Source organism: Providencia sp. PROV189, assembly GCF_028480065.1.
GTDB lineage: Bacteria > Pseudomonadota > Gammaproteobacteria > Enterobacterales > Enterobacteriaceae > Providencia > Providencia stuartii.
Window position 1 is genome coordinate 58,744 of the sequence record NZ_JAMPOG010000009.1, and the last position, 14,298, is coordinate 73,041.

Consider the following 14,298-nt stretch of genomic DNA (forward strand, 5'->3'; position numbering starts at 1 on the left):
GATTAATCCATAAACTATCTTTTCTCCCTATTAATAGTATTATTCGTAGGGGGAGTAAGAACGTATATTTTTATTTGTTGTGTACAACATAATTGAGTAGATAAATAATGACCGAACTAAAATAGCCGATGTGATTTTTTAAATATTGTTAATCTTCATATATCACTCTACTATTACATTAAAGGATAAATGGCTAACATCTCGATTAGTAAATATACGTACATCTAATAAGTGTGAAATAAACTCCAAGTAGAGCTATCAAGTTAACTGAGTTTAATTTAATTAACATTACGAAAGCTAATCACTTAATTTTTATTTTATACGTTACTTGTCATTGACCGTTTTGTCACTGTTTATGGCTATATTTTTGAGGGTATAAAATGGCTATCATAAAAAAAATGATTTTATTCTCTTTATTGATAAGTTGCACTTACTCTGCACATGCAATCGGTATTATAAAAGCACTTTCTGCATGCGATAGTCGTTTTTTTGAAGAGATAAAACATAACCAAGAATTCGCAATGATCCCCCAAAATATCACTATCGCTGAATTATTTAGTCAATCAGGCATCAATATTCCTTTGCAATACACCACTAAAGATGGTTTAGAACTTACCCACTTTATCGCCATTGCTATTGATCTTGAGCGTTATAAAGAAATTTCTAATAACCGGATTGGGGGAAGGTTTTATTACTGGGGGTTTGAAACATCCATGCCAGAACAAGATGTCATTCAACATTTATCTCAGCACATCCCCCTGATTGAAGGGGCTGGCTATTTTGTCGCCAATTCAAAAATGCGAAATGCGATTTCTGAACCTTGGCAAAAAAACCTCACGCCAGTTAGCGGCCTGATCCCTGTTGGTGATTCCGCTGAAAAACTGTTTTTTATCGAAGCCAACAAGGAAAATAACACGGTTAAAATTATGTGTACTTTACAAGGCAATGTTGAAGAAAAGGATTTACAAGCCGTTGGGTTAATACACTAGCCGACCCTTATCCGTTTTGATATGTATAATCTATCTATTTTGAGATAAAAAAAAGCCAGCACCCATGCTGGCTATAAAAAAACACTGGAAGCAATGTGAGCAATGTCATGCCTGACCACAAGCTTTTTGCTTAGGAGGCAAAGCGAATGATAATAGTTATCAGTACCATTTGTAAAGCGGTTTAATGAGATTTTTTCTCATTTAAGTATAATTAGATGAATTTTAATAATATTATTTTCCTTTTTCAGACTGTTTTCTATTCATGACGGCCCTGCTTGTCCTAAAAATAAACACTATTTTTGCTTATATCCTGTCAGCCCCTTTTTACGCTACAATAGGATATTTAAGGTTAACGATATCAGTGCTATGCGCTTAATAATTCTTTGGCTTCTATTTACTTTTTCACTGGTCGCTCAGGCTAACGATGTGTCATATCAGGATACTGCGGCGAATGATGTTCCCAAAAACATCCGTCAAAACGGTTTTATCTATTGTGTTAATGGCATTGTTACCACTTTCAATCCCCAGTTAGTCAGTAGTGGCCTAATTGTCGACCCCTTGGCAGCGCAAATTTATGATCGCCTGCTAGATGTTGACCCTTTTACCTATCGGTTAATTCCGGAAGTGGCGTCACGCTGGGAGGTACTGGATAATGGCGCAACTTATCGATTAACACTGCGTAAAGATGTCAAATTTCAACAAACACCGTGGTTTACTCCAACACGTAATATGAATGCCGATGATGTTGTTTTTAGCTTCGCTCGCATGTTTGAAGTTAATCATCCTTATCACTACATTAATGGCGGTCACTACCCCTATTTTGATAGTTTGCAATTTGCCAATAGCGTACAAAGTATTCGTAAATTAAATGATTATACGGTTGAATTCCGTCTGAATGCCCCTGATGCTTCTTTTCTATGGCACTTAGCGACCCACTATGCGCCTATTTTATCGGCTGAATATGCCGATCACCTCGCTCAAATTAATCGCCAAGAGATGATTGATTGGCGCCCTGTCGGCACCGGACCATTTCGCCTTGATGACTATCAAGCAGGCCAATTTGTCCGTCTGTTTCGTAATGATAACTACTGGAAGGGTGAACCTCGCATGAAAGAAGTGGTTATTGATATGGGCGCTGGCGGTACGGGGAGAATCTCAAAATTGCTCACTGGCGAATGCGATGTGTTGGCTTACCCTGCCGCCAGCCAATTGTCAGTGTTACGTGATGACCCACGTCTACGCCTATCAATGCGTTCAGGCATGAATATCGCATATTTGGCTTTCAATACCAGCAAGCCCCCTTTGGACCAACTCAAAGTGCGCCAAGCCATCGCTTATGCCATTAATAATGATCGCTTGATGCAATCTATCTACTACGGCACAGCAGAAACTGCCGCTTCGATTTTGCCACGAGCTTCTTGGGCCTATGATAATCAAGCCAAAGTGACTGATTATAACCCCGAGTTAGCCAAAAAAATGTTACAAGAGCTAGGACTGGAAAACTTGCAACTTGACCTTTGGGTACCTGTTTCATCACAATCGTATAACCCTAGCCCATTAAAAATGGCTGAGCTTATCCAAGCTGATTTGGCGCAAGTAGGCATTATCATGAATATTCGCTCTGTCGAAGGCCGTTTTCAAGAGAACCAATTAATGGATCGCTCCCATGATATGACTTTAGCGGGTTGGGCGACCGACAGTAACGACCCAGACAGTTTCTTCCGTCCTTTGCTGAGTTGTGCCGCGATAGCTTCTCAAACCAACCTAAGTCATTGGTGCAGCCCTGCTTTTGACGAAATACTGCATAAAGCACTGTTAACGGAGCAACTTGCCGCCCGTATTGATTACTATCATCAAGCCCAACAGCTACTGAGCGATGATTTGCCTGTTTTACCTCTCGCTTACTCTTTACGTTTGCAAGCCTATCGCTTTGATATGAAGGGCCTCGTGATCAGTGCATTTGGTAATACTTCATTTGCAGGCGTGTACAGAGATATGAATGAAAATAGCCAAAAAACAGGTCATAAACAGGAACAGTAACCATGATCATCTATTCGCTGCGTCGTTTACTTTTGCTGTTAGTCACCGTTTTTTTTCTCTCTTTGGTGAGCTTTAGCCTCAGCTATTTCACGCCTAATGCGCCTTTAAGCGGCGCATCGCTTATTGATGCTTATCTATTTTATTTCGATGGTCTACTCCACTTTGATTTTGACGTTTCCAGTATTAATGGCGAACCCATTACAGAGCAATTAAAAGACACGTTCCCTGCAACAATGGAATTGTGTATTTTAGCCTTTATGTTTGCCCTGATCGTCGGTATTCCTTTAGGGATGATTGCCGCCTTTTGGCGAAATAAACCCGCAGATATTGCAATCAGCACCTTTGCATTACTTGGCTTTTCTGTACCCGTCTTTGTGTTAGCGTTAGTCTTGACACTGTTTTTCTCACTACGATTAGGCTGGCTGCCAGTGTCTGGGCGTATTGATCTTCTCTATAATCTAAAATCTGTTACAGGTTTTGCATTAATTGATGCTTGGCTTTCCGACTCACCTTATCGCCAACAAATGATCATAAACGTACTCGAACATATGATTTTACCTGTATTAACACTGGCTCTGGCTCCGACTACCGAGGTCATTCGTTTAGTTCGAAATAGTACTGAAGAGATAGCCAGTGAAAATTACATTAAAGCGGCTGCAACGCGTGGGTTATCACGACTTACCATTATCCGTCGTCATATTTTCCACAATGCGATCCCGCCAATTATCCCTAAATTAGGCCTACAATTCTCTACCATGTTAACACTGACCATGGTGACCGAATTGGTATTTAACTGGCCAGGACTGGGGCGTTGGTTAGTCACCGCCATCCGCCAACAAGACTACTCTGCTATTTCTGCTGGCGTCATGTTGATTGGGGCCTTAGTGATTACCGTTAACGTACTGTCTGATATTTTAGGGGCAATGATGGATCCGTTAAAACATAAGGATTGGTATGTCCTCAGATAATTTTTATCGTGAACAGAAGATGCCTTCCCCTACGCGGGTTGTCTGGAATATTTTTTCATCTGATATTCTCTCGATGATCGGTTTCTATGGCGTGCTATTTTTATTGGCGCTCTCTTTTATTGGCCCTTATATCGCGCCCTATACCATCGATCAGCAATTCTTAGGTTACCAATTATTACCGCCTTCTTGGTCTCACTATGGTAATGTCGCCTTTTTCCTAGGTACTGACGACCTCGGCAGGGATATCCTAAGCCGCCTCATTTTGGGCACAAAATCGACGTTCGGCGCAGCATTATTAATCACTTTTATTGCCACCCTAATAGGCCTGATATTAGGCTGTCTAGCAGGGATGACACGGGGCTTAAAGTCAGCGGTTTTCAACCATATACTTGATACATTGTTATCCATCCCGTCTTTGTTACTTGCCATTATCGTGGTTGCATTCATGGGCGCGAGTTTACAAAATGCTATGCTCGCAATCTGCTTAGCCCTGATCCCTCGCATGGTGAGAACAATTTATGTTGCTGTTCACGATGAGCTAGATAAAGAGTATATTGTTGCTGCTAGGCTTGACGGCGCATCAAATATTTTTATTTTGTGGTATACCGTATTACCTAACATTACCCCTATCTTGGTAACAGAGCTGACGAGAGCACTTTCTATCGCTATTTTGGATATTGCCGCGCTGGGCTTTCTTGATCTGGGTGCACAGTTGCCCTCTTCTGAGTGGGGAGCCATGTTAGGGGATAGTTTAGAGCTTATCTATGTCGCCCCTTGGTCAGTCATTTTGCCCGGTGCAGCGATTATGATAAGTGTCTTATTCGTCAATTTACTCGGTGATGGCTTACACCGAGCAATCAATGCGGGGGTTGAATAATGCCATTGTTAGACATCCGCAATTTGACCATTGAATTTATGACAGCCAACGGCCCAGTCAAAGCCGTTGACCGTATTTCGATGACCCTTACTGAGGGGGAAGTCCGTGGCTTAGTTGGTGAGTCTGGCTCAGGCAAAAGTCTCATTGCCAAAGCCATTTGTGGCGTCACCAAAGATAATATCCGCGTTACCGCCGACCGCTTTCGTTTCCAAGATATTGACTTACTTAAACTTAGCCCTCGTAAGCGTCGTCGGTTGATCGGTCATAATATTTCGATGATTTTCCAAGAGCCGCAATCTTGTCTCGACCCCGCCGAAAATATTGGCAAGCAATTGATACAGGCTATCCCAGGCTGGACTTATAAAGGTCGTTGGTGGCAACGTTTTAATTGGCGTAAGCGCCGAGCCATCGAATTATTACACCGCGTGGGGATCAAAGATCATAAAGACATTATGCGTAGCTACCCTTATGAACTTACTGATGGTGAATGCCAAAAAGTCATGATAGCCATTGCAATTGCGAATCAGCCACGTTTATTGATAGCCGATGAGCCAACCAATGCGATGGAGTCCACTACCCAAGCGCAAATTTTCCGACTGCTCGATAAGCTTAATCAAAACAATAATATGACTATCTTGTTGATCAGCCATGATATGGAAATGATGTCAAAACTCGTGGATAGAATTAACGTGCTTTATTGTGGTCAAACTGTTGAAAGCGCAACACCAGAGGATATTTTGCAACGTCCTCGCCACCCCTATACACAAGCACTGATTCGTTCAATACCTGATTTTGAAAGCCCGATTCCCCATAAAGGCCGATTAAATACCCTTCCGGGCGCCATCCCATCGCTGGAACATCTTCCAATTGGCTGTCGCCTTGGCCCCCGCTGCCCTTATGCACAACGGACATGTATCGTGGCTCCACCTCTACGTAATATCAAAAACCATCTGTTTGCCTGTCATTATCCGCTAAATACGGAGGAACCATCCTGATGGAAACGTTACTTGAGGTTCGCAATCTCACCAAAACTTTTCGTTTTCGCGAGGGGCTATTCCACCGTTATGAATTAGAAGCGGTGAAACCATTGAGCTTTAACTTACAGGCAGGCCAGACATTAGCCATTATTGGTGCCAACGGTTCGGGGAAATCAACCCTTGCTCGTATGTTATCCGGCGTCACGGAGCCGACCGCAGGCGAGATTATGATCCGCGGTCACCGCCTCAGTTATGGTGACTACAGTTACCGTAGCCAGCGTATCCGTATGATATTCCAAGATCCCAGCACCTCGCTAAACCCTCGCCAACGTATTGGTCAAACCCTTGAATTACCACTAAAGCTGAACACGGAACTGACCGGTATTGAGCGAGAGCGCCGTATTATTCAAACGCTTCGCCAAGTGGGTCTATTGGCCGATCATGCAGAATATTACCCTCATATGCTTGCGTCAGGCCAAAAGCAGCGTGTCGCATTGGCAAGAGCGCTAATTTTACAGCCTGAAATTATTATTGCGGATGAAGCATTGGCCTCCTTAGATATGTCAATGCGTTCACAAATTATCAATCTGATGTTGGAGTTGCAGGCAAAGCAGGATATTGCTTACATTTATGTCACGCAGCATTTAGGAATGATGAAGCATATTAGCGATAAAATGTTAGTCATGGATAAAGGGGTTGTCGTCGAGCGCGGAAATACTGCTGAAGTGCTAGCGTCACCACTTCATGATGTCACCCGTCGATTGATTGAGAGCCATTTCGGCGAACCTTTATCCATTGAAGCATGGCGACAGGATATTTGACTGCTCCGAGGAGAACAGCAAAATACCCTTCTTTATGCAATACATGGTAAGATATCGACGATTCGTCAATAAAAAATGCGAAAACTACCCAAGACACGGTGTCTTCTGTTATATTCGCGTTTTCAATAGAAAATAAACAAGGATAATACTATGGGTTTTTTAACCGGCAAACGCATTCTAATCACTGGCGTTGCCAGTAAATTATCAATTGCATACGGTATTGCTAAAGCAATGCATGAACAAGGCGCTGAACTGGCGTTCACTTATCAAAACGAAAAATTAAAACCTCGTGTCGAAGAGTTTGCTGCATCTTTAAACTCTAACATCGTTCTTGAGTGTGATGTTGCTGTTGATGCAAGTATTGACGCTATGTTTGCTGAATTAGGAAAATCCTGGCCTAAATTTGATGGCTTTGTCCACTCAATCGGCTTTGCACCAGCAGATCAGCTTGACGGCGATTATGTTGACGCGGTAACACGTGATGGTTTCCGTATCGCTCACGATATCAGTGCATACAGTTTTGTTGCGATGGCAAAAGCATGCCGTAACATGCTAAACCCAGATGCTTCTTTACTGACGCTTACCTATTTAGGTGCTGAGCGCGCTATTCCTAACTATAACGTAATGGGTCTTGCTAAAGCCTCTTTAGAAGCTAACGTTCGTTATATGGCAAATGCAATGGGTCCTCAAGGTATCCGTGTCAACGCGGTTTCAGCAGGCCCAATCCGTACACTCGCGGCATCAGGTATCAAAGACTTCCGTAAAATGCTGGCACACTGCGAAGCTGTAACGCCAATTCGTCGTACAGTCACTATCGAAGACGTGGGTAATACAGCGGCATTCCTAAGCTCAAATCTTGCAGCAGGTATTACTGGTGAAGTCGTACATGTTGATGGTGGTTTCAGCATTGCCGCAATGAATGAACTGGAACTTAAATAAGTTTTAGTTGATTGATGACAAACGCCATCTCCGGATGGCGTTTTGCTTTTAAAAACAACCGCATTTAACGAGCGATTGTGACATTCGCCTTAATATGTTTAAGATGAACGACAATCGTAAAAGTCACAATGACTAATAAAGACCAAGCTCCCCACTTCCCTGCATGCACAACCGACCACGCACCAATTTGGTTCGGGTATTGCCAAACCCCAAAAAAGGTTCCGAAATTTTCCGCTAACCAAATAAAAAAGCCGATCAGCATAAACGCAAGTAATAATGGCATTCGCCGCTCTTTATCTAAGGGAGTATAAAAAACGGTACTACGTGCATATAGGCCAAAAATAAAAGCCGTTAAATACCAACGGTAATCATCAATATAATGATGGCTAAAAAAATTAATGTATATCGCTAAAGCCACCAATGTTGCCATCCAATAAGGTGGGTAATGCTCAATACGCACTTTAAAAAAACGCCACGACTGAATAATATAACTACCAACAGCCGCATACATAAATCCTGTAAATAGAGGAACTCCCCACAGTTTACTATAGGCTTCATCGGGGTATTGCCACGAGGCTATTGTCGCTGAAGTTTTAAACAACTCCATGATAAACCCCACTAAATGAAAAACACAAATCGCTTTTAGCTCATCCCAAGTCTCTAACTTTGACCAAACAAGAAAAGCCTGAAATAGTACTGCAAACACCAGTAAAATATCATAGCGAGGTAAACCAAATAGCCCTTTAACAGGAACAAGAAACAATGCTAAAAAAAAGAAGCCCGCAAATAAGCATGAGCGCGCATTGATTAAGCCAAAAAACCAAAATTCTAAAACAAAACGCTTAAATCCAGTACTCTGATTAGGCGTATGCGCCATTAATACGTTATCAAGTTTATTTAATATTTTTAATTTGTTACACATACTTTCCATGTTACAAGCCTAACGTTATAAAGTGGCGACTCTGTAATAGCTGATTTTGAACGCGGATCCTAACAAGTTCCACACAATAAAAGATAAGGCATTAGTCTTAATTATTTACTAAAGTTACATCTAATCATCTGCCTACTCTAAAACGAATAAATACTGACATCTTAAAGCAAATGCTTTCTCATGCGTCATGATATACTATGGATGATATTAGTCTGCTGATTGCCAATATAACTATTTAGGAGTTTTATGATGAAATTGTATTATGCTCCCGGTGCTTGTTCCCTTTCCCCTCACATTATCTTGCGCGAAACAGGGCTGGATTTCAGCATTGTGCGTGTCAATTTAAAAGAGAAGAAAACCGAAAATGGCGAAGATTTCTTAGCTATCAACCCGAAAGGGCAAGTTCCTACTTTAATCTTAGATGATGGCGAACAGCTAACTGAAGGAGCCGTGATCGTCCAGTATCTCGCTGATCAAAAACAAGATAGAAATCTAATCGCGCCAGCAGGTACGATGAAACGCTACCATCAATTGGAGGCTCTGAATTTTATTTCTACTGAGCTACATAAGAATTTTGCGCCTTTATTCACGCCGGGCACTCCTGATGAGTATAAAGAGATGGCTAAAGCGACACTCATCAAAAAATTCCAATATGTTGATGATGTACTGGCTAAAAAAGCCTTCTTTGCCGATGACAGCTTTACTGTTGCTGATGCTTATTTATTTACCGTGAGTAACTGGGCAAAAATCGTCGGTGTTGATATTACTCATCTGAAACATTTAACAGAGTATCGAGACAAAGTCGCTAAGCGCCCTAAAGTCCAAGAAGCATTAGCTGCTGAAGGTTTGATCTGATTTTACTGTAGCGCTCCATAATGGAGCGCTACCTGTTCTATTTGTTTGCACACTTTAATCAAGTGCGGTTGCACAGAATTTATGTTCTGGTGTAACCATCTTATCCTGCGCCGCAACTAATTGAAGCTCATACTCACCCATTACTTTGGTTTGTAACATCACCTCATAAACAGCGGCAGCAACGTGCTCTAAAGCTTTAGGCAAACTTTCACCTTTTAATAAATTCACCAGCATCAAACCACTCGTCAAATCCCCCACTCCTACCGGCTGCTTTTCACCAAAATCAACCAAAGGTCGGCTCACATGCCAGCTATGCTCTGCGGTGACTAAAATCATTTCAAAACGATCGGCTCTGTAGCCCGCTCGACTTAGATGTTTGACTAGAACAATTTTAGGCCCTTTGCAACATAATTGACGTGCTGCTTCCACAGCTTGCTCTACCGTTGCAATGGTTTTTCCTGACAGTGTTTCTAACTCAAGTAGGTTAGGTGCGATGATGTCACTAGCTTGTAAGGCTTGTTGACATAAAAACTCAGCGACTCCTGGAGCAACGATACATCCTTTCTCTGGATGCCCCATTACCGGATCACAAAAATAGAGCGCCTGTGGATTTGCTGCTTTGACTTGTTTGACAATCGCAAGAATATCATTGCCTTGCTCAGCAGAGCCGATATAACCGCTTAAGACGGCATCACAAATGTCTAATTTATGAATTTTAGCTAAGCCGCTAACAATCTCTGTTAAATGTTGAGCGGGAAAAACTGTGCCCGTCCATTGCGGGTACTGCGTATGATTGGAAAATTGTACGGTGTTGAGTGGCCATACATCGACGCCCATACGGCACATAGGAAAGACAGCCGCACTGTTTCCTGCATGACCGAAAACAACATGGGATTGAATTGAGAGAACACTTTTCATGGAAGACCCAAGGAATTGTTAAATCGAATGAAGCGAAATCAGTGATTCACCATTGCGTATATAGATTCAAAATAATTCCAAATAGATGTGACCAACCAATGAGGCAATACTAACGTTCATAGAAACAGGTATGTTCACAGTAACTCAATATATTTAGTCAATCATGCCATCTGAAAAATATGATGAATACAAATAGCCCGAGAACTTCTCGGGCTAGTAGGACAAAGGTTCGTCAGCGTTATTTCCAGTTGATTAAGCAGTCGTTTTTCTTACCACGACGGATCAGTGTGAAACGCCCAAACAGGCGATCAGAATCACTGAACACATACATTGGATCGGTCTGTTTTTGACCGTTAACTGCCACCGCATTTGAACTAATTGCTGTTCTTGCCTGACCGCGTGAAGGCGTTAACTCTGAATCAACAAGCGCTTGCTGTAAGTCAGCACCATTTTCAAGTGTAATGCATGGCATACCATCTTGAGCCAGTTGTTCAAAATCTGCTTCGGTCAAATCAGACACTGCACCAGAGAAAAGGCTTTCAGTAATACGACGCGCCGCGGCTAAACCTTCTTCACCATGTACCAGTCGAGTTACATTTTCAGCTAAAACATATTGTGCACGTGGCGCTTTACCGCTGTTTTTATCTTCTTCTTCAAGTGCATCAATTTCGCTTAATTCCATGAAGGTAAAGAATTTTAAGAAGCGATAGACGTCAGCATCAGCCGTATTGATCCAGAATTGGTAGAATTTGTATGGACTGGTTTTCTTAGGATCAAGCCAGACTGCACCACCTTCAGTTTTACCGAATTTAGTACCATCTGATTTGGTGATTAACGGTACAGTCATACCGAATACTTGGTTTTGATTTAAACGGCGAGTCAAATCAATACCCGAAGTAATGTTACCCCACTGGTCAGAACCACCAATTTGTAACTCAACACCATGCTCTTTATTGAGGTTTGCGAAGTCATAACCTTGCAGCAGGTTATAAGCAAACTCAGTGAAAGAGATCCCCACATCATCACGATTTAGGCGTTGTTTTACCGCTTCTTTGTTGATCATTTGGTTAACAGAAAAGTGTTTACCAATATCACGTAAGAAAGTCAGCACATCCATTTTACCAAACCAATCGTAGTTGTTGGCTAATTTAGCGCTGTTATCGCCACAATCAAAACTTAGGAAAGGCGATACTTGATTACGGATTTTTTCTACCCATTCTTGGACGGTCTCTGCGGTATTTAATTTACGCTCAGAGGCTTTAAAACTCGGATCGCCAATCAGACCCGTCGCGCCACCGACCAACGCCACAGGCTTGTGCCCGGCTAGTTGGAATCGTTTTAAACACAGCAAGGGAACCAGATGTCCCAAGTGCAAGCTGTCGGCGGTAGGGTCGAAGCCGCAATAGAGAGAGATAGGGCCTTGCGCCAGTCTCTCTGCTAACGCATCCTCATCCGTTACCTGGGCAACGAGGCCCCGCTCTTGCAATTGTTTAATCAGGTTATTGCTAGACATCAATGACTCCATCAGTTGAATTTTGTCTATCTATTTTTAGTAAAATGACCTCGAGCTGGGGAGTGATTACCCAATCTCGTAGGTGTCGCTTGTCAGTTTTCGTAAACGAACCTATAGCATAAAGCGCCTAGCTGTGAAGTGCCAGCTAAAAAACATTTAATTACGGCGCTAATCTATCAATTTTCCAGCCATCCCCGTCTCGCTGATAAATAAAACGGTCATGTAACCGGTTGGCTCCCCCTTGCCAGAACTCAACACTATTGAATACCACACGGAAACCACCCCAAAAACTCGGTAGTGGCACTTCGCCATTTTGGAACTTTTGTTTTAGTTCTAAAAATTTACCTTCCAAAATGCTACGCGCTGAAATTCTGGATGATTGCTGAGATGCCCAAGCCGCAATCTGGCTATCTTTTGGACGACTATGGAAATACTTGACGACCTCAATAGGGTTTAAACGCTCTGCCACCCCTAAAAAACTCACTTGGCGCTCAAGTGGATACCATGGGAAATGTAAGCTGACTTTATTGTTTTTTCCTAAATGCTGCGCTTTTCGGCTCCCCATGTTGGTATAAAAGACCAACCCTTTTTCATCGAAGTGCTTTAACAAAACAATACGTTGATACGGCTGACCTGTTTCATCAACAGTCGCAACACACATTGCAGTAGGGTCACTTAAATTCGCTTCACAGGCCTGTTTTAACCACTTCTCAAACAGATCTAGTGGGTCAGCCGTTAAGTCAGATCGCCTTAAACCACCTTTCGTGTATTCACGGCGTAATGCTGCTAACTCTAAATTTTGTGCGTCATTCATCGTTTACTTATTTCCTTAACGCAATTATTTTTCATCGATATTCGCGGGATAAATCGCACCTAACACCGTTTCACGTTCAGCGCCTGTCACGGATGCAAGATTCCCCGGCAAATTAGCCATAGTTCGAGCAGCCAGCCATGCGAAAGCTAATGCTTCCATATCATCACCGCTTAAACCATATTTATCACTTGGCCCCACCTCTGTCCCCGGAAGCAAAGCCGCTAGGCGCTGCATCAAAAAGCTATTTTTTGCACCACCCCCACAAACAATTAAACGTTCACAGCCGCCACACAGTAAAATCTGCTCGGCAATTGACGCGGCGGTTAATTCACATAAAGTCGCTTGCACATCTTGAGGCAAAATATCAGGAAAGTCAGATAAGTGCTTATCTAACCATTGCATATTAAAATATTCACGCCCTGTGCTTTTTGGTGCCGACCGCCGGAAGTACGGATCACGTAACATCGCCTTGAGCAAAGGTTGATGTACCGTACCTGTACTCGCCCAATGACCATTTTCATCGTATGCACACTGTTTATGACGCCATATCCATGTGTCCATCAACATATTACCAGGCCCGGTATCGTAACCTTTGACATAAGCCCCCGGCAGTAAAGCGGTAATGTTCGATATGCCACCAATATTTAATATAATTCTTTTTTCTATTGCATGGCCTAATACTGCCAAGTGGAATGCAGGTACTAATGGAGCCCCCTGTCCACCATAGGCCATATCGCGACGCCTAAAATCCCCCACCGTCGTAATGCCTGTTAATGCGGCAACTCTATTGTTATCGCCCAGTTGTGTGGTAAAAGGTTGCGGGCCATCGGGTTCATGCCAGACGGTTTGCCCATGACAACCAATTGCAATGATATCTTTTGCGGGAATGCCGGCTTTCGCCAATAATTGATTCACAGCATCGGCATAAAGTGACCCTAATTCACGGTCAATTTTTCCTATTTCAGATAATGTGGTTTCTTGGCCTTGGCAAATATTAAGAATTCTTTTTTTTAGCTCCACAGGAAACGCAACACTAATGCTTAATTGCTCAGCAACAAATTTATCGCTAATCGCTGCAAGAACAACATCAACCCCATCTAAGCTGGTTCCTGACATAATCCCTATATAACGACCTGACTTTATCATTATTGTTCCTTTAGGTTGCATAACGCTTTGTGAATTTAAGCTTCAAAAGATTGTGCTTTGATGAGGGAGTTTGTCAACCACACATTGTAATTTCTCGGGCTGACTCGCAGAAAAAAAGTCAGTACACGGATCCTAGCGATTTTACGTTTAAAATATCGACAATAAGGTTATTTGGGCGCTCGAATATCTACCTAGCCAATTATAAGTTATAGTATAATTAACAAGCTAAGGTATTTATCAATGCAAACAAGGGTCGTCATTGGGTAATTAGAACAATTTTTGTGCAATTAACACACAATGATATTTGTATCGTCAATTTATTTAATGGAAACATTTAACAAAGTGTGCCTTACTTTATGAAATATTTCCTACTTTGAGATATTTTACCTAGTGTTTACACTTTGTTTAAAACAAAATCAGTAGTCTGATACCCGTTTTAGCCCTACATCATAATGGTCGTCTTCATATTGTGATTATGGTTAAAACAACAATCCAATGCTATGTTAGTGC

General features: G+C 42.2%; 13 protein-coding genes. 8 read left to right on the forward strand and 5 right to left on the reverse strand.

Features of this window, described 5'->3' with window-relative positions; genetic code table 11:
- Positions 1-380 precede the first annotated feature (380 nt).
- From PR833_RS07175 to fabI, 7 genes are all read left to right on the forward strand, one after another.
- The gene (locus PR833_RS07175; protein WP_004919238.1) at positions 381-989 is read left to right on the forward strand and encodes a hypothetical protein; all 609 of its coding nucleotides are present in this window, start codon (positions 381-383) and stop codon (positions 987-989) included.
- A 366-nt stretch (positions 990-1,355) separates the two neighbouring features.
- The gene (sapA, locus tag PR833_RS07180; protein ID WP_004919235.1) at positions 1,356-3,029 is read left to right on the forward strand and encodes an ABC transporter substrate-binding protein SapA; all 1,674 of its coding nucleotides are present in this window, start codon (positions 1,356-1,358) and stop codon (positions 3,027-3,029) included.
- 2 nt (positions 3,030-3,031) lie between these two features.
- On the forward strand, positions 3,032-3,997 hold the full coding sequence (gene sapB / locus PR833_RS07185) for a putrescine export ABC transporter permease SapB (RefSeq protein WP_272525993.1): 966 nt from the start codon (positions 3,032-3,034) through the stop codon (positions 3,995-3,997).
- Positions 3,984-4,874 carry a putrescine export ABC transporter permease SapC gene (gene sapC, locus PR833_RS07190; RefSeq protein WP_004919231.1) on the forward strand — a complete coding sequence of 297 codons (891 nt, stop codon included), beginning with the start codon at positions 3,984-3,986 and terminating at the stop codon, positions 4,872-4,874. The genes sapB and sapC overlap by 14 nt, the downstream gene beginning before the upstream one ends.
- Positions 4,874-5,869 carry a putrescine export ABC transporter ATP-binding protein SapD gene (sapD, locus tag PR833_RS07195; RefSeq protein WP_004919228.1) on the forward strand — a complete coding sequence of 332 codons (996 nt, stop codon included), beginning with the start codon at positions 4,874-4,876 and terminating at the stop codon, positions 5,867-5,869. The genes sapC and sapD overlap by 1 nt, the downstream gene beginning before the upstream one ends.
- Positions 5,869-6,672 carry a putrescine export ABC transporter ATP-binding protein SapF gene (gene sapF / locus PR833_RS07200; RefSeq protein ID WP_272525994.1) on the forward strand — a complete coding sequence of 268 codons (804 nt, stop codon included), beginning with the start codon at positions 5,869-5,871 and terminating at the stop codon, positions 6,670-6,672. Before sapD ends, sapF begins: the two co-directional genes overlap by 1 nt.
- Positions 6,673-6,822: 150 nt before the next feature.
- A complete protein-coding gene (fabI, locus tag PR833_RS07205) occupies positions 6,823-7,611 on the forward strand; it encodes an enoyl-ACP reductase FabI (protein ID WP_004919224.1) in 789 nt (262 codons plus the stop codon).
- 64 nt (positions 7,612-7,675) lie between these two features.
- Here fabI and PR833_RS07210 read toward each other — a convergent pair whose 3' ends face one another.
- Positions 7,676-8,542 carry a DUF817 domain-containing protein gene (locus PR833_RS07210; protein WP_004919221.1) on the reverse strand — a complete coding sequence of 289 codons (867 nt, stop codon included), beginning with the start codon at positions 8,540-8,542 and terminating at the stop codon, positions 7,676-7,678.
- Positions 8,543-8,791: 249 nt separating this feature from the next.
- Between PR833_RS07210 and gstA the strand changes: the two genes are divergently transcribed.
- Positions 8,792-9,397 (forward strand): glutathione transferase GstA, encoded by a 606-nt coding sequence (gene gstA / locus PR833_RS07215; protein WP_014658232.1) that lies wholly within the window; start codon positions 8,792-8,794, stop codon positions 9,395-9,397.
- A gap of 54 nt (positions 9,398-9,451) precedes the next feature.
- Here gstA and pdxY read toward each other — a convergent pair whose 3' ends face one another.
- The 4 genes from pdxY to anmK form a co-directional block, all read right to left on the reverse strand.
- The gene (gene pdxY, locus PR833_RS07220) at positions 9,452-10,315 is read right to left on the reverse strand and encodes a pyridoxal kinase PdxY (RefSeq protein WP_014658231.1); all 864 of its coding nucleotides are present in this window, start codon (positions 10,313-10,315) and stop codon (positions 9,452-9,454) included.
- Positions 10,316-10,553: 238 nt separating this feature from the next.
- Positions 10,554-11,828 (reverse strand): tyrosine--tRNA ligase, encoded by a 1,275-nt coding sequence (tyrS, locus tag PR833_RS07225; protein WP_004919214.1) that lies wholly within the window; start codon positions 11,826-11,828, stop codon positions 10,554-10,556.
- A 160-nt stretch (positions 11,829-11,988) separates the two neighbouring features.
- Positions 11,989-12,642, reverse strand: a complete 654-nt coding sequence (gene pdxH / locus PR833_RS07230; protein WP_004919212.1) for a pyridoxamine 5'-phosphate oxidase — start codon at positions 12,640-12,642, stop codon at positions 11,989-11,991.
- Positions 12,643-12,666: 24 nt separating this feature from the next.
- Positions 12,667-13,785: an anhydro-N-acetylmuramic acid kinase gene (anmK, locus tag PR833_RS07235; protein ID WP_041705626.1), complete on the reverse strand. Its 1,119-nt coding sequence runs from the start codon at positions 13,783-13,785 to the stop codon at positions 12,667-12,669.
- Between the last annotated feature and the right edge of the window lie 513 nt (positions 13,786-14,298).

What these genes read in the sequence shown, in the direction of transcription:
- PR833_RS07175 (WP_004919238.1), top strand. Translation starts at nt 381, where the DNA reads ATGGCTATCATAAAAAAAATGATTTTATTCTCTTTATTGATAAGTTGC.
- sapA (WP_004919235.1), top strand. Translation starts at nt 1,356, where the DNA reads ATGCGCTTAATAATTCTTTGGCTTCTATTTACTTTTTCACTGGTCGCT.
- sapB (WP_272525993.1), top strand. Translation starts at nt 3,032, where the DNA reads ATGATCATCTATTCGCTGCGTCGTTTACTTTTGCTGTTAGTCACCGTT.
- sapC (WP_004919231.1), top strand. Translation starts at nt 3,984, where the DNA reads ATGTCCTCAGATAATTTTTATCGTGAACAGAAGATGCCTTCCCCTACG.
- sapD (WP_004919228.1), top strand. Translation starts at nt 4,874, where the DNA reads ATGCCATTGTTAGACATCCGCAATTTGACCATTGAATTTATGACAGCC.
- sapF (WP_272525994.1), top strand. Translation starts at nt 5,869, where the DNA reads ATGGAAACGTTACTTGAGGTTCGCAATCTCACCAAAACTTTTCGTTTT.
- fabI (WP_004919224.1), top strand. Translation starts at nt 6,823, where the DNA reads ATGGGTTTTTTAACCGGCAAACGCATTCTAATCACTGGCGTTGCCAGT.
- PR833_RS07210 (WP_004919221.1), bottom strand. Translation starts at nt 8,542, where the DNA reads ATGGAAAGTATGTGTAACAAATTAAAAATATTAAATAAACTTGATAAC.
- gstA (WP_014658232.1), top strand. Translation starts at nt 8,792, where the DNA reads ATGAAATTGTATTATGCTCCCGGTGCTTGTTCCCTTTCCCCTCACATT.
- pdxY (WP_014658231.1), bottom strand. Translation starts at nt 10,315, where the DNA reads ATGAAAAGTGTTCTCTCAATTCAATCCCATGTTGTTTTCGGTCATGCA.
- tyrS (WP_004919214.1), bottom strand. Translation starts at nt 11,828, where the DNA reads ATGTCTAGCAATAACCTGATTAAACAATTGCAAGAGCGGGGCCTCGTT.
- pdxH (WP_004919212.1), bottom strand. Translation starts at nt 12,642, where the DNA reads ATGAATGACGCACAAAATTTAGAGTTAGCAGCATTACGCCGTGAATAC.